The organism is Vibrio sp. Evd11 (assembly GCF_900382755.1).
Lineage (GTDB): Bacteria > Pseudomonadota > Gammaproteobacteria > Enterobacterales > Vibrionaceae > Vibrio > Vibrio lentus.
The window spans coordinates 1-21,538 of sequence record NZ_OSDX01000005.1 but is presented as its reverse complement, the minus strand read 5'-3'; the positions used below and the strand labels follow the sequence as shown (position 1 = coordinate 21,538).

18 protein-coding genes and 6 tRNA genes are annotated in these 21,538 nt (G+C 44.2%); 1 reads left to right on the top strand and 23 read right to left on the bottom strand.

The genetic code is table 11. The features are described 5' to 3' along the window. Positions 1–20: 20 nt before the first annotated feature. The 21 genes from luxS to ED652_RS02960 all read right to left on the bottom strand — a co-directional run bounded on the left by luxS (position 21) and on the right by ED652_RS02960 (position 18,399). Positions 21–539 carry an S-ribosylhomocysteine lyase gene (luxS, locus tag ED652_RS03060; protein WP_017079953.1) on the bottom strand — a complete coding sequence of 173 codons (519 nt, stop codon included), beginning with the start codon at positions 537–539 and terminating at the stop codon, positions 21–23. A 24-nt stretch (positions 540–563) separates the two neighbouring features. Then, on the bottom strand, positions 564–1,214 hold the full coding sequence (locus ED652_RS03055) for a hypothetical protein (protein WP_122053472.1): 651 nt from the start codon (positions 1,212–1,214) through the stop codon (positions 564–566). Positions 1,215–1,224: 10 nt separating this feature from the next. Beyond that, positions 1,225–2,793 carry a glutamate--cysteine ligase gene (gshA, locus tag ED652_RS03050; RefSeq protein WP_122053471.1) on the bottom strand — a complete coding sequence of 523 codons (1,569 nt, stop codon included), beginning with the start codon at positions 2,791–2,793 and terminating at the stop codon, positions 1,225–1,227. A gap of 99 nt (positions 2,794–2,892) precedes the next feature. Further along, complete coding sequence (locus tag ED652_RS03045) at positions 2,893–5,751, bottom strand: pitrilysin family protein (RefSeq protein WP_122053470.1); 2,859 nt, start codon at positions 5,749–5,751, stop codon at positions 2,893–2,895. Positions 5,752–5,760: 9 nt separating this feature from the next. Beyond that, positions 5,761–6,222, bottom strand: coding sequence for a YqaA family protein (locus tag ED652_RS03040; protein WP_004735497.1), 462 nt, complete (start codon positions 6,220–6,222; stop codon positions 5,761–5,763). A gap of 6 nt (positions 6,223–6,228) precedes the next feature. After that, entirely contained in the window at positions 6,229–7,182 is a 954-nt protein-coding gene (locus tag ED652_RS03035) for an NADP-dependent oxidoreductase (RefSeq protein ID WP_029224637.1), read from the bottom strand. 170 nt (positions 7,183–7,352) lie between these two features. Further along, complete coding sequence (locus ED652_RS03030; protein ID WP_004735495.1) at positions 7,353–8,483, bottom strand: sodium ion-translocating decarboxylase subunit beta; 1,131 nt, start codon at positions 8,481–8,483, stop codon at positions 7,353–7,355. Between the two features lie 9 nt (positions 8,484–8,492). Beyond that, positions 8,493–10,277, bottom strand: coding sequence for a sodium-extruding oxaloacetate decarboxylase subunit alpha (oadA, locus tag ED652_RS03025; protein WP_122053469.1), 1,785 nt, complete (start codon positions 10,275–10,277; stop codon positions 8,493–8,495). Between the two features lie 31 nt (positions 10,278–10,308). Continuing rightward, complete coding sequence (locus tag ED652_RS03020) at positions 10,309–10,566, bottom strand: oxaloacetate decarboxylase subunit gamma (protein ID WP_010435831.1); 258 nt, start codon at positions 10,564–10,566, stop codon at positions 10,309–10,311. A 375-nt stretch (positions 10,567–10,941) separates the two neighbouring features. After that, a tRNA-Arg gene (locus tag ED652_RS03015) sits at positions 10,942–11,018 on the bottom strand. An 88-nt stretch (positions 11,019–11,106) separates the two neighbouring features. After that, positions 11,107–11,183, bottom strand: a tRNA-Arg gene (locus ED652_RS03010). A gap of 87 nt (positions 11,184–11,270) precedes the next feature. Further along, a tRNA-Arg gene (locus tag ED652_RS03005) sits at positions 11,271–11,347 on the bottom strand. 85 nt (positions 11,348–11,432) lie between these two features. Continuing rightward, positions 11,433–11,525, bottom strand: a tRNA-Ser gene (locus ED652_RS03000). A 48-nt stretch (positions 11,526–11,573) separates the two neighbouring features. Continuing rightward, positions 11,574–11,650: transfer RNA gene (locus ED652_RS02995), tRNA-Arg, on the bottom strand. A 46-nt stretch (positions 11,651–11,696) separates the two neighbouring features. Then, positions 11,697–11,789, bottom strand: a tRNA-Ser gene (locus ED652_RS02990). A 476-nt stretch (positions 11,790–12,265) separates the two neighbouring features. Further along, a complete protein-coding gene (gene csrA, locus ED652_RS02985) occupies positions 12,266–12,463 on the bottom strand; it encodes a carbon storage regulator CsrA (protein WP_004415691.1) in 198 nt (65 codons plus the stop codon). 92 nt (positions 12,464–12,555) lie between these two features. After that, positions 12,556–13,737 (bottom strand): aspartate kinase, encoded by a 1,182-nt coding sequence (locus ED652_RS02980; RefSeq protein ID WP_080585220.1) that lies wholly within the window; start codon positions 13,735–13,737, stop codon positions 12,556–12,558. Positions 13,738–13,957: 220 nt separating this feature from the next. Then, entirely contained in the window at positions 13,958–16,540 is a 2,583-nt protein-coding gene (gene alaS, locus ED652_RS02975; RefSeq protein ID WP_122053468.1) for an alanine--tRNA ligase, read from the bottom strand. Positions 16,541–16,770: 230 nt separating this feature from the next. Then, positions 16,771–17,259: a hypothetical protein gene (locus ED652_RS02970; protein WP_122053467.1), complete on the bottom strand. Its 489-nt coding sequence runs from the start codon at positions 17,257–17,259 to the stop codon at positions 16,771–16,773. Between the two features lie 184 nt (positions 17,260–17,443). Then, complete coding sequence (gene tpx, locus ED652_RS02965; protein ID WP_122053466.1) at positions 17,444–17,950, bottom strand: thiol peroxidase; 507 nt, start codon at positions 17,948–17,950, stop codon at positions 17,444–17,446. 170 nt (positions 17,951–18,120) lie between these two features. Then, positions 18,121–18,399: a hypothetical protein gene (locus ED652_RS02960; RefSeq protein ID WP_017108701.1), complete on the bottom strand. Its 279-nt coding sequence runs from the start codon at positions 18,397–18,399 to the stop codon at positions 18,121–18,123. 179 nt (positions 18,400–18,578) lie between these two features. Between ED652_RS02960 and ED652_RS02955 the strand changes: the two genes are divergently transcribed. After that, a complete protein-coding gene (locus tag ED652_RS02955; protein ID WP_254051678.1) occupies positions 18,579–19,559 on the top strand; it encodes a winged helix-turn-helix domain-containing protein in 981 nt (326 codons plus the stop codon). A 149-nt stretch (positions 19,560–19,708) separates the two neighbouring features. Here the strand turns inward: ED652_RS02955 and recA are convergent, their stop codons facing one another. Next, complete coding sequence (gene recA, locus ED652_RS02950; RefSeq protein WP_029223240.1) at positions 19,709–20,749, bottom strand: recombinase RecA; 1,041 nt, start codon at positions 20,747–20,749, stop codon at positions 19,709–19,711. A gap of 139 nt (positions 20,750–20,888) precedes the next feature. Continuing rightward, positions 20,889–21,383: a nicotinamide-nucleotide amidase gene (gene pncC, locus ED652_RS02945; protein ID WP_029223239.1), complete on the bottom strand. Its 495-nt coding sequence runs from the start codon at positions 21,381–21,383 to the stop codon at positions 20,889–20,891. Positions 21,384–21,538 lie beyond the last annotated feature (155 nt).

The following is a 21,538-nucleotide window of genomic DNA, read 5'->3' as shown; positions in this document are numbered from 1 at the left end:
ATCTAGGGAGCTATCAATGATTAGTCGATTTTAAGCTCTTGAAGCATTGACTCTGGCAGTGCCAGTTCATCATTTTTGTTTACAGAGATACCTGCAGCGATGATCGCGTTGGCGATATCTTTCGCTTCATCCAAAGAGTGCATTGCCGCAGTACCACATTGGTATTCGTTCAACTCAGGGATCTTATTTTGATTCTCAACTTTCAGTACATCTTGCATAGCCGCTAACCAACCGTCTGCCACTTGCTGCTCTGAAGGCGTACCAATTAGGCTCATGTAGAAACCAGTACGACAGCCCATCGGTGAAATATCGATGATCTCCACATCTGAACCGTTCAATTGATTACGCATGAATCCAGCGTATAGATGCTCTAGAGTATGGATACCTTTTTCAGATAGGATATCTTTGTTTGGTGCAGTAAAACGCAGGTCAAATACCGTGATGGTATCCCCTTTTGGGGTTTGCATTGTTTTCGCAACACGAACTGCCGGGGCGTTCATGCGTGTATGATCAACAGTAAAACTATCTAATAAAGGCATTGCTATTCTCCATGACGGTTGGCTTTAGAAAAACCAACTTCGATTGTCTTCTAGTTCTTTGCGGCACTGTTTAAGTTGCCAGCCATAATCTTTTGCTTGCTGTTCGACTTTGCGAGCCACCTTAATCAAAGATGGTTTGCTGTTATACGATTTACGCTTAAAACCACCGCGACCTTCATGATAAGCCAAGTACTGGTTATATGGGTCCCAAAGTGAAACCCCTAACTGACGACGCGTCTCGCTGGTGTACCAGCCAATAAACATCAGTGCATCGTCAAAGTTGGTTCTTGAACCACCATTGTTGGTTGCCTTTTGGAAATCTTCCCAAGCAGGATCTTGAGCTTGTGCATAGCCGTAGGCACTACTGACTCTTCCCCACGGTATAAAGCCAAGAATATAATCTTTTGGTGGGCGCGCATCATGACGAAAGCTACTCTCTTGTTTAACAAAAGCCATCGCTACGTTGATGGGCGTTCCCCACTCTTCTTGCATATCTAACGCATCTTCGTACCACGAAGGGTGCTCTCTAAAGATACTACAGATGTTACTTTGCTCTTTAGGCGGTGGTGTTGCACAGCCAACCAATAGGCTAGAGACAACACCAACAGTCACTACGGGCAGCCACTTTCCACTTACACGAGTGGACAGGCCTAATAAGGCTTGCTTCCTTTCCACCAAAGTCTCGCTATGCTTTTAAATACGAAAAATAATCCGTTAAGAAACTATCAAAATCTTGCGTGCTTGCTTCTTCACTTTGTTGCTGAGCGATCATTGAGCGTTGTACTTCCGCTTCCATCAACTCGGCTGAGTAAACTTTATATTGGTGCGCTTTGTGTTGTTGAGCGTAGGTTTTTCCTAACGCACAACCAACTTTACCCAAGCCACCTAATCTCTTGGTCTCTTCAAGTAGCTGACCTGAAATCGTCAATTCTGGGTTATCGATCCAAGCTTCAAGCGTATCGCATGTTTCTTGGTAAGCACGGCCACCTTGCTCTGCGTCCATCATTTCGGCAATAGAGCGTAGATCTTTGAAGACACGCTTCGCCCAGTCTTGCAGAGACAGTCTTTCGCCATCACAACCGATTTTCAGCTCTAGACCAACCTGACGACCTTCTAAGATCACCTTGTTCCAGTTATCGCGCCAGCATTCAAGTTCGCAGTTATCCATCTCAGCAGAGTCTGTTAACACACTCCAAGTTAGGAATAAATCTAAGAAGCGAACTTGTTGCTCATTGATACCAATTGAGCTGAATGGGTTTACGTCTAAAGAACGAACCTCGATGTACTCAACACCAGCACGAGCCAGTGCTTCAGATGGCTTCTCACCACTTTTCGCCACACGCTTAGGACGGATTGGAGCATAAAGCTCATTCTCAATTTGCAGTACGTTGCTATTTAGTTGACGGTATTCCCCATCAACCTTAGTGCCAATCTCAGCGAATTCTTCTGATGGTGTGCGAATCGCTTGATTCAAACCTTCAAGGTATTGGTCTAGGCTGTTGAAGCCAATCTTCAGTACACTTTGCGCACTGTTGGTGTAACCAAGGTCACTTAAGCGCAATGCCGTTGCTTTGGGTAGATACAGTGTTTCTCCAACCTTTTCAAAAGGTAGGTTGGTTTCTCTTCCTTTGATAAAAGAAGAACATAGCGCAGGTGAAGCACCGAAGAAGTATGGGATTAACCAACCAAAGCGGTAGTAATTACGAATCAAACCGAAGTACGCATCTGATTTAGCTTCGCAACGCGCTTCTTCGGTTTGCTCTCCAAACAGACTGTCCCAAAAGCTTTCTGGGAAAGAGAAGTTGAAGTGAACACCCGAAATAATCTGCATCAGACTACCGTAGCGACGCTTTAGGCCTTCACGATATAGCGTCTTCATCTTGCCGTTGTTAGAAGTACCGTATTGCGCAAGCTGAATGTAATCTTCACTCCCCACATAACAAGGCATAGAGAGTGGCCACAGCTTTTCGCCGTCTAACTTGGTTTGAGTGAAGTGATGGATATCAAACAACTGATTCAAAAGCGTCGGAACGTCGTTAGAAACAGGCGTGATAAACTCCAGTAGCGACTCAGAGAAATCGGTCGTTACCCATTCGTTCATCAACGCAGATCCTAAAGCCTTAGGGTGCGGCCCAGTAGCAAGATGCCCATCTTCCGTGTAGCGCAATGTTTCCCTTTCAACACCACGACCAAATTGAGAGAAGGTCTTAGGGTTGGTTGCAACTTGCTTTAGTCGCGCAGCAAAATCAGTCAAAATTCTGTTCACTTATCTTATATTGTTCTGATTAGAACTATCATAAATTAGGTTGGAGGAGAAAAGTAGAATCTCTTCCCTCCCCTTTTAATGTGTACTCTAACGAATGATTTCAAGCTCTTCTATTGGAATATCTAACTTTTCTAATTGAGGGCGCAGCGAAGTCGCGTCACCAACAACAATTATTTGATAATCATTCGGGTCAAACCATTTCTTCGAGAGCTCATTTAACGTCTCTTTTGAAACCGTTTCTACTATCTGGTTGCGCTGCTGTAGGTAGTCTTCATCAAGGCTCAGCGTAACAATATTACTCAACAATCCAGCCTTTTGACTTGGTGTCTCGTATTTAAGCGCATCTTGTTGACCGACGGCAAGGCGCATAAATTTCACCTCTTCGTCAGTTAATCCACTCTGACTAAATTCATTTAGCTCAGCAATAAACTCCTGAATCGATGGAACCGTCGCATTGGCTCTAACTTGAGCACTAAACACTACCGCACCAGTTTCACGCGTACTCGCAAAGTAACCGCTTGCACCGTAAGTGTAGGCCTTGTCTTCACGCAGGTTCTGGTTGATACGGCTATTGAAGTTACCGGCTAAATTAAAGTTAGCCAATTGACTTAAATACAATTCACCAGTCGCATCAAACGGTAACCCTTTACGAACTAAGCGTACAATACTTTGTGGTGCTCCCGGCTTATCCACTAAGTACAAGTTCTGGCCCGAAAGCTCCTTGATGATCTGTGGACGAGTGAGTGGTGCAGCGTCACCTTGCCATTCTTCAAAGAACTGAAGCTGCTTTCCAACCTCCTCCTTCGAGATGTCCCCTACAATAACAATATTAGCTCCCTCAGGAGTATAGTGCTGACTGTAAAACAGTTTTACATCGTCTAGAGTTAACGATTCTAGAGAGTCCTTAGTGCCATCACTCGCTCGACCAAAAATACTGCTACCGAACAACACTTCTCGGGTTGCTTGAGAAGCCATCCAGCTCGGTTGTTGATGCTGGTAGACTACGCCTTCTAACATCTGACTCTTAACGCGTTCGAAATCTTGAACATCAAACTTAGGCTCAAATAGAACTTCTTGCACGATCGCTAAGGTTTGAGGCAGGTTTTTCTCTAACGTCGAGACTGAAATATCTGTGGTATAGCTGCCAGCACTAATGCTAACGCTACTACCAAGCTTATCTAAGGTGGCCTGTAACTCTTCAACCGTTCGTTTAGTCGAACCTTCTTCCATCATCGATGCAGTTAGGTTCGCCAAACCCTCTTGACCTTTACCAACATAGCGCTCACCCGCAGGGAGTTGAATTTGTAGCTGCACTGTCGGCGTTTCGCTAGTCACAGTACCAATCAAGTCAGTACCATTAGCAAAATGCATGCGATACAGCTCAGGCATGGTCGCTTCAACACCAAAGTTCACTTCAGGCATCACGCTGCGATCAAATGTGTTCGGTGCCTTTCTGAAATCCAATTGTTCTTCTGTCACTTTGCTGTATTCAGGAAGGGTACGAGCCGGAGTGCTAAATGTAGCCTCGCGAACCGCTAAGTCGAGTTTTTTCTTAGGAACCACACTCAAGGTAACCTTGTGCTTACCTTCGATAAAATCTTGATACGCCTTGCTTACGCTTTCAGGGGTAACAGCTCGGATTTGATCGAGTTGTGATTCAATACGATCCGGTTGACCATAGAAGGTCTGATTCGAAGCCAGTTGTGACACTTTCCCTTTGACACTTTGCAGAGCGAAAACCGCATCCGCTTCAGCCATACCGGTAATTTGGTCTAAGCGCTCTTGTTCAACACCCTCTTTCGAGAACTGTTCTAAGGTATCCATCAACTCTTTGTTAAGAACCGTCAAATCACCTTTTTTACCAGAGTCGCCCATCGCATAAACATACATGGTACAAGCCAATTCAGCACAGTCATGGAATGAACCTGCACTCACCGCTTTTTGCGTCTTAACCAAGTTTTGATATAGGTAACTGTTGGTACCAGAACCTAAAACGTTAGACAGTGCATTTAACGAAGCTTGTGTTTCTTCACCACGATACGTCGTTGGCCAACCGACCAGTACCATCGGCTGACGAATATTATCTTTTAAGGTGATGTACTTATCTTCAGTCAGCACTGCAGGTTGTTTCTCAGCGGCCTTAACTTCAGGGCCTTGAGGGATTGGACCAAAGTACTTGTCAACCCACTCTAGCGTGTCATCAACATCGATATCACCACCGATAGTCAACACGGCATTATTGGGACCATACCAGCGTAGGAAGAAGGCTTTAAGATCATTAACATCCACACGGTCTAAGTCTTCAACATAACCGATTGGTTGCCACGAATACGGGTGCCCTTCAGGGTAAAGCGCTTCACCCATTCGCTCCCACATTAAGCCATAAGGACGATTTTCGTAGCTTTGAGCTCGCTCGTTCTTAACCGTGCCTCTTTGAACTTCAAATTTCTTCTGAGAAACCGCATCCAACAAGAAGCCCATGCGGTCCGATTCCAACCACAGCATTTTCTCTAGTTGATTAGAAGGAACGGTTTCAAAATAGTTGGTACGGTCACGGTTGGTGGTGCCGTTTAACGAGCCACCAGCCTCGGTAATGATCTTAAAGTGCTGTTGGTCACCGACGTTTTCAGAGCCTTGGAACATCATGTGCTCAAAGAAGTGAGCAAAGCCTGACTTACCAACCTGCTCACGTGCAGAACCTACGTGATAAGTGACATCAACATGCACCAATGGATCGGAATCATCAGGAGATAGAATAACGGTCAAGCCATTTTCAAGCTGATATTTCGCATACGGGATCACGACTTTATCTTTAGAAGGCTTAACTTCTTCTAATAAGGTGACACCTTCAGGTAGCGAAGAAAAGAAGGGTGTTGAGCTAGGTACATTGTAAGAACAGCCAGCAATGGCGATAAGAGAAAATGTACCAAGTAAAACCTTTTTCATAGGTTCTCCTTAGAAAAAACCGAAGTAAATAGCAGCAAGTAAGCTGTAGCGAGCGGCTTTGCCAATCGCTATCAAAATAACGCTAGGGATAAATTTCATTCTCAGCCAACCGGCAGCCAGACACAAAGGGTCACCAATGATGGGTAACCAACTGAATAACAGTGTCCAGTAACCATAGCGGCTCAGCCAAGCCATAGCCTTATGACCATGCTTTTCAGATTGAGTTCGATTAGGTAACCACAAACCAATCCAATAGTTGGTCAGGCCGCCTAAGGTATTACCAAGTGTCGCCAGAAGAATGATCGATGATGTTGAGAACTGATCTAAGCTCAAGGCTGCAACCAGGCTTGCTTCTGAACCACCGGGCAATAATGTGGCGCTCAAGAAGCCACTAATAAAGAGTACCCACAGCGCCGAGTCAGAGAACCACAGCGCTATGTTTTCAAATAGAGAATTAAAAAACTCTAGCACTGCATATCAACCTTCTTGCATTTTAAGTAGTACCTTGCCTCTGGTATGTCCGGTTTCAACCTGCAGATGAGCTGATTGCGCTTCGTCTAACTGGTAGATACCTTGAATTTCTGTTTTGAGCAATCCGACACTGACCATGTACAGCATAGTGTCCATTTGCTCTGGGTTTGGCTCAACCAGCATACCTGATGCAGTAAAACCTAATAATGTTGCTTTTTCGCAGATCAATTCAGCAGATAAAGTTGGGACTGTCACGACTCTTGCGCCATCTTTCAGACACTTCAATGCATCGAGAGCGGTATCGCCACCGACTAAATCAATCAACACATCGACATCGGAGACTCTTTCTGATGCTGGTGCAAATTTATAGTTAATCGCATGAGCGCCTAGCGTGGCTAAGTAATCAAGATTCGCTTCACTACACGTTGTATAAACCTCGGCTTTCGCTGCCACGGCGATTTGAACCGCTAGATGACCAACGCCGCCAGCACCCGCCAAGATGAGTACGCGATCGCCCTCTTTCACTTCCGCTTTATTGAGTGCCTGTGCTGCCGTTTGGCTGGCTAGTGGTAATGCGGCTGCTGCTTCTAGAGTGACCGAATCAGGAACCATGCTTAATGCCGCTTCTGGAACACACACATATTGGCTGTAACCACCACCTTGCAATGGAAAGCCAATAAAGCCTGCCACGTTATCACCAACAGTAAAACGCTCTGCCTGTTCGCCCAGCGTGACAATCTGCCCTGAAATGTCGTAACCAGGCACCCAAGGAAGGTTATCTTTGTTCTGAGCTGCAGCCCAACCAAGGCCAGCACGGGTTTTGACATCAATCGGATTAATGCCCGAAAAGGAAACTTTGACCAGCACTTCTCCCGCCTTTGGCTTAGGAATAACGTTGGTTTGAATACTTAGGTTTTCGACGCCGCCGAATTGAGTAATCGCAATCTGTTTGTTTTCCATTTCCACATTTCCTTGATTGATAAAAGCCCTAGTGAGCAAACACCCTAATTGATAAAAAGAAAGGGATGCGAAAGCATCCCTTTGACTATAAACCATTTAATAAGGCGAAGTTAACCGCTCATTCGTAAATTGACGACCAATTAACGTAACGAGCATGACCTAGTAACTCATTAGCCCACGAGAGCTAATAGAATACCTGCGGCAACCGCACTACCAAGTACACCTGCCACGTTCGGGCCCATCGCATGCATCAACAAGAAGTTTTGAGGGTTCGCCTCAAGACCAACCTTGTTTACAACACGAGCCGCCATCGGAACCGCTGATACACCAGCTGCGCCAATCAATGGGTTAATATCTTCTTTAGAGAAGCGATTAAGTAGCTTAGCCATTAATACGCCACCCGCCGTACCGATACTGAACGCCACCGCACCTAAACCTAAAATACCCAGTGTCTCTAAGTTCAAGAACGTATCCGCTTGAAGCTTAGAACCAACACCTAGACCTAAGAAAATAGTCACGACGTTAATCAGTTCGTTTTGAGCTGTTTTTGAAAGACGATCAACCACACCCGCTTCACGCATTAAGTTACCTAAACAGAACATACCCACTAGAGGTGTTGCTGAAGGTAGGAACAGAATCGTCATCAGCAATACAGCAAGCGGGAAAAGGATTTTCTCAGCTTTACCTACGTGACGTAACTGCGCCATTTTAATCTTGCGTTCTTCCGGCGTCGTTAGCGCTTTCATGATTGGCGGCTGAATAATAGGAACCAACGCCATGTAGCTATAAGCCGCTACCGCAATGGCACCTAATAAATCAGGAGATAACTTACTCGCCAAGAAGATCGCGGTTGGGCCATCGGCACCACCAATGATCGCAATTGACGAAGCATCGGCCATTGAGAATTCCATTCCTGGAACATAGTTCAGCAAGATCGCACCAAATAGCGTTGCGAAGATACCAAACTGAGCCGCAGCCCCTAGCCATAACGTTTTAGGGTTAGCTATCAACGCACCGAAGTCCGTCATTGCACCAACACCCATAAAGATCAGCAGTGGGAAAATACCCGTTTCAATACCAATGTAGTAAACGTAGTAAAGCAAACCACCTGGATCAGTAAACCCAGCATTTGGAATGTTTGCTAATACGGCACCAAAACCAATCGGCAGTAGAAGTAACGGTTCAAATCCTTTGCGAATTGCCAAAAACAACAGTAAGCAACCGACCAACATCATACAGATCTGGCCGAACTCAAAGTTAGCAATACCTGTTTCAGACCATAAGGTCATCAATCCTTCCATGGGACTCCCTTACGCTAAGCTTAGTAGTGGAGCGCCTACAGTAACTGCATCGCCTTCTTTAACATTCAACTCTTGAACGATACCACCACGAGCAGCACGAACTTCGGTTTCCATCTTCATCGCTTCCAAGATCAGTAGCACATCACCTTCAGCCACTTCAGCACCCGGCTGAACGATAACTTTGAAGATGTTGCCCGCTAACGGAGCTGGAACGGCTTCTGCATCAGAAGCCGCAGCAGGTGCTGCTTGAGCCGCTTGTGCAGGTTTCGCTGATGGAGATACCGATGTCAGTTCACCTTGAGGGCCAACTTCAACATCATAAACTTGACCATCAACCTTCACGCTGTAGCTTTCAATGCCGCCAGCAGCAGGTTGTGGTGCAGCTGCAACAGGAGCTGCCGTTTCTGCAGTTGGTGCAGGTTCAAATGCTTCAGGGTTACGACGGTTCTTAAGGAACTTAAGGCCGACTTGTGGGAAGAGTGCGTATGTCAGCACATCATCAACGGTATCTTCAGCGAGTGAAATGCCATCTGATTTCGCTTTTTCTAAAAGGTCAGTCGTTAACGTATCCATTTCAGACTTAAGTAAATCAGCAGGACGACACGTGATTGGCTCAGCACCATCTAATACTTTCGCTTGCAGTTCAGCATCAACCTCAGCAGGAGCTTGACCGTATTCGCCTTTCAGTAGACCCGCAGTCTCTTTAGTGATGCTCTTATAGCGCTCACCGGTTAAGACGTTGATAACTGCTTGAGTGCCCACGATTTGAGAAGTAGGTGTTACCAAAGGAATGTAACCCAACTCTTTACGTACGCGCGGGATCTCTTCAAGCACTTCGTCCATACGATCGGCTGCGCCTTGCTCTTTAAGCTGACCTTCCATGTTGGTTAACATGCCGCCAGGAACTTGAGCGATCAAGATGCGAGAATCGACACCTTTTAGCTGACCTTCCCATTTCGCGTACTTTTTACGTACATCACGGAAGTAAGCCGCGATGGGTTCGATCTGATCAAGCTTAAGATTGGTGTCGCGCTCTGTGCCTTCCAACATAGCAACAACCGTTTCGGTTGGTGTATGGCCGTAAGTACAGCTCATAGAAGAGATTGCGGTGTCTAGAATATCAATACCAGCTTCAACAGCTTTAACGGCTGTAGCGGTTGATAGACCCGTTGTCGCGTGGCTATGCAGCGCTAGAGGTACATCACAAGACGCTTTGATGCGAGTAATTAGCTCTTCCGCTTCATAAGGCTTTAATAAACCTGACATATCTTTGATACATAGTGAATGACAGCCTAGGTCTTCCAAGCGCTTAGCCAAATCAACCCACGTATCTGAGTTGTGTACTGGGCTGGTTGTATAAGACAACGTACCTTGAGCGTGGCCGCCAACATCGATCGTTGCTTTCACGGCCGTTTCAAAGTTACGAACATCATTCATCGCATCAAAAATACGGAATACGTCCATGCCGTTCTTGTGGGCACGTTCAACAAACTTTTCAACTACGTCATCCGCGTAGTGGCGGTAACCTAATAAATTTTGACCACGCAGTAGCATCTGCATTGGTGTGTTTGGCATCGCTTTTTTCAGCTCACGCAAACGCTCCCACGGATCTTCTCCAAGAAAACGGATACACGAATCAAACGTCGCGCCACCCCAAGTCTCTAAAGACCAGTAACCGACTTTATCCAGTTCTGCCGCAATAGGCAGCATATCTTCGATACGCATACGTGTAGCAAATAGTGACTGGTGCGCGTCACGAAGTACCACATCAGTGATAGCTAGTGGTTTAGACATGCTCATAAACTCCTTTTTAATCCTTTAAATGCTACTTAGCAGTAGACGCACGGTATTGGTGAACCGCGGCCGAAATTGCTGCCACTACCTGTGGACTAACAGCAGAAGGGTTTGATTGTGATTTTTTAATTTTTTTAGGTGCTGCGATCGGTTCAGGTACTTCTTCTGGTACCAGTTTTGACATCAACCGAACGAGGTAAACTAGAATAGTTAGGAAAATAAAGACAACGGACATTCCCGTTATCATTAGAGTTGCTGCATCTCCTAGCAGGCTTCCAATATTAGTCATGTTGCTTCCTTTCTTCGTCATCCTGACATAGGTGCAGGATTTCAGCGAATAGTGATCCCGACCCATGGATTATCTCGATTGGTAAAAGTTTGTCAATTTTGTTTAAGGTTCTGTTACGGATAACGCACACATAAGGTTAATTATTCGCCTATCAGATCACATAAATCTGTCAAATGAGTCATTTTTAGATATTTAAACTGTGACTTAAACGGGGCTTTTCTGGGAAATGATATGAGAAAGGTGGAATAACAAAGAAGCAACCAAGAATTACTTTAAATACAACAAGTTAAAAACACCTTAAATTTAACATTGTTGCAACAAATTTATAGCAGACATAAAAAAAGCCTCGTAAAAACGAGGCTTTCTCTAATAATGTGGTGCGCCCTGGAGGATTCGAACCTCCGACCGCCTGGTTCGTAGCCAGGTACTCTATCCAGCTGAGCTAAGGGCGCAACGGTTTCGATATTGAGCTGTTAGTTAAGACAATAAAGCAGTTAAAACTAAACATTCAACATCAGGATTAATGAAAACCCTAAATAGTGGTGCGCCCTGGAGGATTCGAACCTCCGACCGCCTGGTTCGTAGCCAGGTACTCTATCCAGCTGAGCTAAGGGCGCAACGGTTTCGATATTGAGCTGTTAGTTAACGCAATAAAGCAGTTAAACTAAACATTCAACATCAGGATTAATGAAAACCCTAAATAGTGGTGCGCCCTGGAGGATTCGAACCTCCGACCGCCTGGTTCGTAGCCAGGTACTCTATCCAGCTGAGCTAAGGGCGCACGGTATCTTCAAGTGAAGAAGTTGTGAAATATATCACATTCTTGTTTCTACGAAACAAAAAAAAGGCCATAGGCCTGTAATGAATGGCGGTGAGGGAGGGATTCGAACCCTCGATGCGGCTACAAACCACATACTCCCTTAGCAGGGGAGCGCCTTCGGCCACTCGGCCACCTCACCTAATTCATTATTCTTATCCATTACTTCTTAACAAAGTAATCTAAAGAATGGTGCGCCCTGGAGGATTCGAACCTCCGACCGCCTGGTTCGTAGCCAGGTACTCTATCCAGCTGAGCTAAGGGCGCACATTGTTACTTCTGTGTTTGCTTGCAAATTCAAACGTGCAAGAAATGGCGGTGAGGGAGGGATTCGAACCCTCGATGCGGCTACAAACCACATACTCCCTTAGCAGGGGAGCGCCTTCGGCCTCTCGGCCACCTCACCGTCTTGCGGAGGCACATATTACGTTTTACCGAAAATATGTCAAACACTTTATTGAAAAAAACCGGACAAAAACATTCAACCGTTTGCAATTTAATCAAAGCGCTTGCAAATTGAACTTATAACATCCAATTAGCGCTTTTTCCCTTAAAAATTAAGGTGAAAGATTGGCAATATTTAACAGCGGAAAACAATTATCTAATTTATCTCGCAGTAAGTGTCACTGCTGTTTGCACCATACTACGGGATGCTCTATTTCACCATAGGGTAAGTCAGTAAAACTTGAACTATGGCAAACAAATATCACGATGCCTCAATAAGAGTTAACTCAGGCGGCGTAGCTTTTCGATATCAAGCATTCAGCCTAGCATCTAGAACCAAGCCAGTTATTGAACTAACCAATCACTAAGTTGTGATTTTGCTCTCCCAAGATCAAAAAAGGCTAGCAACAATGCTAGCCCCTCTTCTACGCAAAAGTATTAGTAGTTGCCAGATGCAACGTTACCATTACCTTTTTCAGCTTGAATGCGCATGTAGATCTCTTCACGGTGAACAGATACTTCTTTAGGTGCGTTAACACCAATACGTACTTGGTTACCTTTAACGCCTAGTACAGTAACTGTTACTTCATCACCAATCATCAGTGTTTCGCCAACACGGCGAGTCAAAATTAGCATTCTTTGCTCCTTGAGTAATCTCTAAATTTATCTAGCTACGAGAGCATTATCCAACAAAAGTTATATTTTCGTAAACTATCGATTGAGTTTATTTAACCAAAATGCACTTCTTTTTTAAGATAACCCTGTGTTTCACGCGCTACGATGTATGCATTGTGTAATATGTTAGCAGCCATATCGACTTGCGTTGGTGATATCACCAAAGTTAAAGACTGCTGCTGCAATAAGTGATGTTGTACATCAATTTCGCCTTCAGACAACAATCCATGTGAACTGACCACAATTTCTTGTGTTCGGCTTCCTACCACAGTTAACAAACTAACATATTCACTATTACGGATTTTTTCAGCAAAAACTAGTTTTAATTTAGCACTTATGTCCGGTTTGATAATGAGCGCTGCCCGTTCTGTTTCCTCGATCACACTACAGACTTCGATCCCTAACAACTGACAATGCGACATGAGAGACGGTAAATCTTGATTCAAACACTCGATGCGAACCATATCTCTTTCAATGGCTATCCCAGCAATATCATTCAAACAGTCATTACCCGCGATAAGAGTTCCCTCGCCTTCTTCAAAGCTCGAAAGCACTCTCAATGGTACATTGTGTCGCCACGCATGCTGAACACATGGAAGGTGCAAAACCTTAGCGCCTCTGCGAGCCATTTCTTCCATAGAAGGAAAGTCTAAGGTATCTAATTTCTTAGATTGCTTAACGACTCTAGGGTCGCAGGAATATACGCCATCAACATCGGTATAAATCTGACACTCTTTCGCTTGCAGCGCGCCCGCTAATGCAACAGCCGTGGTATCTGAACCACCTCGCCCTAAGGTTGTGATATCACCTTTCGCGTTAACGCCTTGAAAACCTGCAACAATGACAATCTGGTCATCATCTAACAGCGCTTTAATAGGAGCAGTATCAATACGCTCAATCGTCGCATTATTATGATTAGAATCGGTGTGTATCTTGGCTTGATAGCCTGTCATCGATGTCGCTTCATAACCCAACTTGTGCAACGTCATCGCTAACAAAGCCATGGAAACTTGTTCTCCAGCCGTTAACAGCACATCCAACTCTCTAGCATTTGGTACGCTATCAACTTGTGAAGCTAAGTTAACTAACCGATTTGTTTCACCTGACATAGCAGAAACGACAACTAGGATCTGGTTCCCTTCATTTTTCGCTTCAATGATTTTTTCTGCTACATGATGGATTCGTTCTATTGAACCCACCGACGTTCCACCAAATTTCTGCACGATAAGAGGCATTTTCACCCTTCCTCACCTTCCCAAGACCAATGTCTATATATGACAAAAAAACACATACTCCGCGTCATGGCGAAGCAATAAAAAATTAACCAAGGAGTCTAACGTTACCATTAGACTTCTTGGTTAATCTCAATCAAACCTTTTTCAGACGTTCTTGCATTAGGCAAAATAAAAGATGCCCAATCAGTTGATTGGGCATCTTTGTATCAATTACTTAAGCTTAAAGACGCTCTTCTAGCCAAATACGTACCGATTTAAGCGCTTCAGGTAGTGCTTCAACGTCTGTACCACCCGCTTGAGCCATATCTGGACGACCGCCGCCTTTACCGCCAACTTGCTCAGCAACCATCTTAACGAGGTCACCGGCTTTTACTTTGCCGATAAGGTCTTTGGTTACGCCAGCAATTAAGCCAACTTTACCGTCTGCTACGTTCGCAATCAGGATGATGCCGCTACCCACTTGGTTTTTAGCATTATCAACCATAGTACGTAGGTTCTTGTTGTCTGCGCCTTCAATTGCAGCAACCAGAACTTTAGTACCAGAGATGTCTTCCACTTTACCCATGATGTTTTCGCCTTCAGCTGCAGCCATCTTTTCTTTGAGCAGTTGGATTTCTTTCTCTAGCGACTTCGCTTTCTTAGCTGATTCAGCCAATTTCTCTTCGTAAGCGTTATTCTGAGCATCAACTGCATCTAGAGCAGCTTCACCCGTTACCGCTTCAATACGACGAATACCCGCAGCGATACCACCTTCAGAAGTGATCTTAAATAGACCGATATCACCCGTGTTGCTCGCGTGGATACCACCACAAAGCTCAGTAGAGAAATCGCCCATAGACAGAACGCGAACTTCATCATCGTACTTCTCGCCAAACAGTGCCATCGCACCTTTTTCTTTCGCTGACTCGATGTCCATGATGTTCGTTTCAATCACATGATTCTTACGAACTTGTGCGTTAACTAGACGCTCTACTTCTTTAATCTGTGCAGGTGTTACCGCTTCAAGGTTAGAGAAGTCAAAACGTAGGTTGTCTGGCTTAACTAAAGAACCTTTCTGAGCAACGTGCTCACCTAGCACTTCGCGCAATGCAGAGTGAAGTAAGTGAGTTGCAGAGTGGTTTAGTGAGATAGCAGCACGACGCTCAGCATCAACGCGCGCTTCTACTTTATCGCCTTGAGCAAATACGCCTTCAACTAGCTCGCCGTGGTGTGCAAATGCATTACCTAGCTTCTGAGTGTCTTGTACTTTGAATAGACCCGACGCAGTGCTTAGCGTACCAGCGTCACCACATTGACCGCCTGACTCAGCGTAGAATGGTGTCTCTTCAAGGATGATGATTGCTTTGTCGCCAGCCGATAGTGAAGATACCTCTTCGCCGTCAACGAATAACGCAGAAATCTCACCCGCACCTTCAGTACCTGTGTAACCACAGAACTCAGTGTTCGTGTCTACTTTGATCGTTGCGTTGTAATCAGTACCGAACTGACCCGCTTCACGTGCACGCTTACGCTGTGCTTCCATCGCCTTCTCAAAGCCTGCTTCATCGATAGTAAAGTCGCGTTCACGAGCTACATCGTTAGTAAGGTCAGCTGGGAAGCCGTATGTATCGTAAAGTTTGAAGACTGTTTCACCGTCAAGCTCTTTGCCTTCAAGTGCGTCTAATGCGTCGTTAAGGATAACCATGCCACGCTCTAGCGTGCGACCAAAGTTCTCTTCTTCGATGCGAAGTACTTTTTCAACAAGCTCTTGCTGTTTCTTAAGCTCTTCAGCCGCAGAACCCATCACTTCAGCCAGAACACCCACAAGTTTGTGGAAGAACACGCCTTGTGCACCAATCTTGTTACCGTGACGAACTGCACGACGAATAATACGACGTAGAACGTAGCCACGACCTTCGTTTGAAGGCATTACACCATCAGCGATTAGGAATGAACAAGAACGGATGTGGTCAGCAATAACGCGTAGAGATTGGTTAGATAGATCGTCGTGACCCACTACTTCTGCTGTCGCTTTGATTAGCTTTTGGAATACATCAATTTCGTAGTTAGAGTGAACGCCCTGCATGATTGCAGAGATACGCTCAATACCCATACCAGTATCTACAGCTGGCTTAGGTAGCGGTTCCATAGTGCCGTCAGCGTGACGGTTGAACTGCATGAATACGTTGTTCCAAATCTCGATGAAACGGTCACCATCTTCTTCAGGTGTACCAGGACGACCGCCCCAGATGTGTTCACCGTGATCGTAGAAGATTTCAGTACATGGACCACAAGGACCTGTGTCACCCATTGTCCAGAAGTTATCAGATTCAAACTTCTTGCCGCCTTCTTTGTCGCCGATGCGAACAATCTTGTCAGCTGGGATGCCCACTTTCTTGTTCCAGATTTCGAATGCTTCGTCATCTGTCTCGTAAACCGTTACTAACAGGCGATCTTTTGGCAGACCTAGTGTTTCAGTCAGGAATTCCCAAGCAAACCCAATCGCTTCTTCTTTGAAGTAATCGCCAAAGCTGAAGTTACCTAGCATTTCGAAGAATGTATGGTGACGAGCCGTGAAACCTACGTTTTCAAGGTCATTGTGTTTACCACCCGCACGTACACAACGCTGAGCCGTAGTTGCTCGAGTGTAGGCACGTTTTTCGGCGCCTAAGAAGCAATCTTTGAATTGGTTCATACCTGCGTTAGTAAATAGCAGGGTTGGATCGTTATGTGGAACTAACGATGAACTGTCTACGATTTGGTGTTCTTTGCTCTCAAAGAACTTAAGGAACGCGTTGCGAACCTCATCAGTGCTCATGTACATGCAGCTCTTCCTGAAAATAGTCGAGTTAGAATTTTGCCGTATTGTAGATCATGGTTAAGGCTTCGACTAGTTTTCTTGTAGAAAAGACACCCTTGGGCAGGGTTTTAGTTGGAATTCGATAAAATGAAGAATATTCCACTAGCTCAGGCAGAGAACATACAAAGAAAATGGATGAGACAGGAGAGAGTTGTTCTTAAAGACTAAGGTACACGGAGGGTAAATAACTGCCGTTAACGCTTGGTACAAATGTGATTGAACTGTTCACTATTACTGGATGAATACAAATAAAGAAAATCACCATCTAGCTCAATGTCATATTGGATAGTAAACCCTTTATACAAAGACTGATTACGATTAATCATGTCATCAGGGTGCTTATGTCTGAAGTTCACTTCATTAAAAACCATCTCTAGGTGGTTATCATTCAGCGTATATTTCCCCACAAATACAACTTCAGCCGTTTCAACTGCGCCCTGTTGATTCAGGGTTTGAATTCTATCGCTGACAAAAAAATCTTCGTCTGAGCTAAATGAATACAGCATAAATTCATTTAATTCGGAGTATTGTGCATACGATGGTGTGACAAATCCCATTTGCTTGAAATTGCATGCCCACTGACTCCCTCGCAAAGCTAGTGGAGGCGTGAGCAACACGATGGCGAGAATAATCATCCCTATCGTTGAAACCGTAACAAAAATGGCTAACTTTACTTTTATCAAGGAAGAACACCGATATCTAATTCAATAATCCAATTCACTCGTTGGAGATTGTTCTACAAATAACTGAATTATAAGCGTAGACCGAATTGAGCTTGGGTTCTCAAAAAAGAAATCAACTTGTTATCGTTATGCGTAAAGTAATGAAACCTTGGTGCCCAAAATTCACCAAGGTTTCAAATCATCATTAAGCCTTTAAAGCTTCAATGATAGCGCTGTAGTTTGGCTCTTCAGTCACTTCAGCAACCAATTCACTGTGCACAACAACATTGTTTGCATCCAACAAAATAATTGCACGAGCTGACAAACCAGACAGAGCATGCTCTTCAAATTGAGTACCAAATGCTTTTAATAGCTCAGGGTTCTTAAATACTGATAGCTGCTCAACGCCTGTCACTGCTTCTTTCTCTTGGAAACGAGCAAGTGCGAATGGCAGGTCTGTTGAAACCGTGTAGATATCTACAGAATCTGATTTCAGTTCCGATAATTCAGAGATCGCCTTAGTACTGCTTGAGCATACTGGCGTATCAACACTTGGGAACAAGTAAATCAGTTTAAACCCAGCCGTTTTGTCTGAGATAGTTAACGGAGCTAGCGATACTGTTGTCATCGAAGGTGTTGTCAGTACTTCGCCCTTTTGTGGGAAATCACCCGCTAGTGCAATCTTGTCGCCTAAAAATGTCACTGTGTTCATTATTTCTTCCTTTCAATGTAATTATAATATTGCCGATCTAGCTGACTGTGTTGCCTTTATCTAAAGACATTCAAATCAAACATGAACATCTTTAATTTATATTTCACTTAGAGATTGAACCTCAAGAGTCAGCGCAAATGTCTGACAATCTTCAAATCCAAATCCAACGCTTAGACAATCTCAATTACTTTTCTGATTGAAGTTAGGATAGGCACGGCATCATCAAAACCAACAGAAAGTGAAAAATCGATCTCTTCATCGATATATTGTTGTGCAACCTTTACTAAGGTCACCTTATCGCCTTGCTCAAGGCTTTTATCAGTGTCGGTAAAAATCTTTATTAAAGACTTAACGACATCCAATTGAAAAGACTCAACGGAGGTCACTTCTTTATACTCTTCCAGCAGGGTCTTCACTGATTCCGAGTTTTTCTGTTTAATTTCGGGCATCCTATTTACCTATAAAACAACGATTAGTAATCGAGCTATCATCAAAACTCGAGGCGGCATAACGTTAGCAACCACCTTTGGCTTTCGCTACAAACCATTGCCAAATAAAAATATAACCAGATAACTAAATGTAATTTTTATATAACCAATGACGTTTTACAGTTACAGACTGGCCTCCTATGCTTAAAGTACCGCCCGCAAAAGCCAACATGAAAACGTCATACAAGCCCATGAATCACAAAAGCAATATCACTGACCAAATCGTTATCAATAATAAAATGAGGACGATCACACAGACGCTATCTGATACCACGATCAGCATGCGCCCATTGCCGTTTAAGGTGCTTGTATATCTGTTAGAGCACCAAGGTCAGTGCATATCTCGAGACGAATTATTTGAAGAGTGTTGGCAAGGTGTACTAGTAACCGACCAGTCCCTGACCAACACCATTAGTTACATTAGAAAGGTCATCAAAAATTTAGACACTGATGAGTTAAAGCTCAAAACAATATGCAAGAAAGGGTACTCACTTTCAGTCACCCCAAATAAGCAACCTCAAGCATCAAAGCCGCCTCAAACTGAAAACCGAGATGTGTCAGAAGCAACGCCTGAGAATGGTGTTTTAGGTGATGCATTAGGAGTTGGGGTTGAAGTAGAAGCAGAAGCAGAAGCAGAAGCAGAGAGAAACACCTATCACCCACAACAACCAATCAACGAAGAACAAACCAACCCAAGGTTCCCTCATCAATTTGCGATAAGTTTATGCGCTCTATGGTTTGGCATCATTCTGATCGCCTATTACTTTATTCACTACAACAATGAACAAGCGCCATTCCTAAATAAAGAGAGCTACCAACCCTATCAATTCGGCAGTGCGACGCTTTATCTCAGTGACGATTCGCAGAAGGTATCTTCAACTGAAATGAAGGCCTATATAAATGGATTGGAACTGGCACAATGCAATGTGAAAAGTATCTACATTCGAGTGAGTAATTCAGCATACAGAGACAACATTGCTTCGATGTATGCCTTTGTCTTTACCAACAATAGAAAAAGCCAAAACATATTTAAGCAGAAGTTAGATAACATCAATATCTACCACTCCATCATTACACCGTTACTGAACTCTTTTTACTGTAAGGGTAAGCCTCAAAAGTGATTAGGGTTTAGGGGATGGAGAAATGAAATCACACGATACAACTCAAGGCTAAATCAGCCCCAAAAAAAAAGCCCCACATAAAATATGCGAGGCTTTCTACTCTTTCAAAACGAATGTTTCTTTAAAACATCCGTTCTATAAACGTTAGCTTATAGCTCTTCGTTTTCTTCTTCTTTCTCTGCGCCTTTCTCTTCAAGAACAGCAGGAGTCAGTAGCAATTCACGAAGCTTAGTGTCAAGTTCCAGAGCGATCTCTGGATTTTCACGTAGGTGCTTACAAGAGTTCGATTTACCTTGGCCGATCTTATCGCCTTTGTAGCTGTACCAAGCACCCGCTTTCTCTACTAGCTTATTCTTAACACCTAAATCGATAAGCTCACCTTCTCGGTTGAAGCCTTTGCCGTAAAGGATTTGAGTTTCAGCTTGTTTGAATGGTGCAGCAATCTTGTTCTTAACAACCTTGATACGAGTCTCGTTACCAACAACTTCATCACCATCTTTGATTGCACCAGTACGGCGAATATCAAGACGAACAGATGCGTAGAACTTAAGTGCATTACCACCTGTTGTTGTTTCTGGGTTACCGAACATTACACCAATTTTCATACGAATTTGGTTAATGAAGATAGCCATACAGTTAGACTGCTTAAGGTTACCTGTTAGCTTACGCATTGCTTGAGAAAGCATACGTGCTTGCAGACCCATGTGGCTATCGCCCATTTCGCCTTCGATCTCAGCTTTAGGTGTTAGTGCAGCAACCGAGTCAATAACAAGAACATCGATAGCACCTGAACGAGCCAGTGCATCACAAATTTCTAGAGCTTGTTCACCTGTATCTGGTTGAGACACAAGCAAAGCGTCGATATCAACACCCAGCTTTTGAGCGTAGATAGGGTCAAGTGCGTGTTCCGCATCAACGAATGCACACGTTTTGCCCACTTTTTGCGCTGCAGCAATAAGCTCAAGCGTTAGCGTTGTTTTACCTGATGATTCTGGACCGTAAACTTCAACGATACGTCCCATCGGTAGGCCACCAGCACCTAGTGCGATATCTAGAGATAGAGAGCCAGTAGAAATAGTTTCTACGTCCATTGTACGGTTATCACCAAGACGCATGATCGAACCTTTACCAAATTGCTTTTCAATCTGACCAAGGGCTGCGGCTAACGCTTTTTGTTTATTCTCGTCCATTTCTATCTCCACATAATCGGTTGTCTCAACAAGCGACTTAGAATCTATTTCTAACCCACAAAGGGGTGACTAATTGGCTTTTATTATACTGTTGATTCATACAGTGTCCATACCTGTATGAAAATAATTTGTACAAATGTTACTTGTCTTCCATTGATAGGTAATCATAAATAACTTGCAGGGCATGGTGCGTGGCCTGTTGGCGTACTTGTGATCTATCGCCTGTAAATACATGTGTTCCTACTTTATTCCATCCATTTGTAGCCTTCCAAGCAAAACACACGGTCCCTACCGGCTTATCTTCCGTGCCACCACCTGGGCCAGCAATGCCGCTGATCGATACAGAAATAGTACCGTTTGAATGTTGCAGTGCCCCGTGAGCCATTTCTATAACCACCGGCTCACTTACGGCGCCAAATTCAACTAAGGTTTCAAGCTGAACACCAATCATCTCTTGTTTTGCTTCATTACTGTAGGTCACGAAAGCACGGTCAAACCAAGCCGAGCTACCCGCAATATCGGTTACCGCGCTAGCAACGCCACCGCCAGTGCAAGATTCAGCCGTCACTAATACATGTTTATGTTTCGCAAGTAAGTGTCCGAGTTTTTCACTAAGAGCTTGAGTCGTCTGCATCTTTGGCTTCCCTTATCTAGATGTATATCATTTGGATTTGCATCTTTTCGCATGTGTCGCTTTTCGCACGAAACGCTTTCACGTATCCTAAGCCGCAATCATAGACAGGATCTTAAGGGCTAAGCGGTTTATTTAGATAGAAAAAAGGCTTCATT

Excerpts from the sequence above, each read along its gene's own strand:
- oadA (WP_122053469.1), bottom strand. The coding sequence starts at position 10,277 with ATGTCTAAACCACTAGCTATCACTGATGTGGTACTTCGTGACGCGCAC.
- ED652_RS03020 (WP_010435831.1), bottom strand. The coding sequence starts at position 10,566 with ATGACTAATATTGGAAGCCTGCTAGGAGATGCAGCAACTCTAATGATA.
- tpx (WP_122053466.1), bottom strand. The coding sequence starts at position 17,950 with ATGAACACAGTGACATTTTTAGGCGACAAGATTGCACTAGCGGGTGAT.
- luxS (WP_017079953.1), bottom strand. The coding sequence starts at position 539 with ATGCCTTTATTAGATAGTTTTACTGTTGATCATACACGCATGAACGCC.
- pncC (WP_029223239.1), bottom strand. The coding sequence starts at position 21,383 with ATGCAGACGACTCAAGCTCTTAGTGAAAAACTCGGACACTTACTTGCG.
- ED652_RS02980 (WP_080585220.1), bottom strand. The coding sequence starts at position 13,737 with ATGCCTCTTATCGTGCAGAAATTTGGTGGAACGTCGGTGGGTTCAATA.
- ED652_RS03035 (WP_029224637.1), bottom strand. The coding sequence starts at position 7,182 with ATGGAAAACAAACAGATTGCGATTACTCAATTCGGCGGCGTCGAAAAC.
- alaS (WP_122053468.1), bottom strand. The coding sequence starts at position 16,540 with ATGTACATGAGCACTGATGAGGTTCGCAACGCGTTCCTTAAGTTCTTT.
- ED652_RS02955 (WP_254051678.1), top strand. The coding sequence starts at position 18,579 with ATGCTTAAAGTACCGCCCGCAAAAGCCAACATGAAAACGTCATACAAG.
- ED652_RS03045 (WP_122053470.1), bottom strand. The coding sequence starts at position 5,751 with ATGAAAAAGGTTTTACTTGGTACATTTTCTCTTATCGCCATTGCTGGC.
- ED652_RS03030 (WP_004735495.1), bottom strand. The coding sequence starts at position 8,483 with ATGGAAGGATTGATGACCTTATGGTCTGAAACAGGTATTGCTAACTTT.
- csrA (WP_004415691.1), bottom strand. The coding sequence starts at position 12,463 with ATGCTAATTTTGACTCGCCGTGTTGGCGAAACACTGATGATTGGTGAT.
- recA (WP_029223240.1), bottom strand. The coding sequence starts at position 20,749 with ATGGACGAGAATAAACAAAAAGCGTTAGCCGCAGCCCTTGGTCAGATT.
- ED652_RS02960 (WP_017108701.1), bottom strand. The coding sequence starts at position 18,399 with ATGCCCGAAATTAAACAGAAAAACTCGGAATCAGTGAAGACCCTGCTG.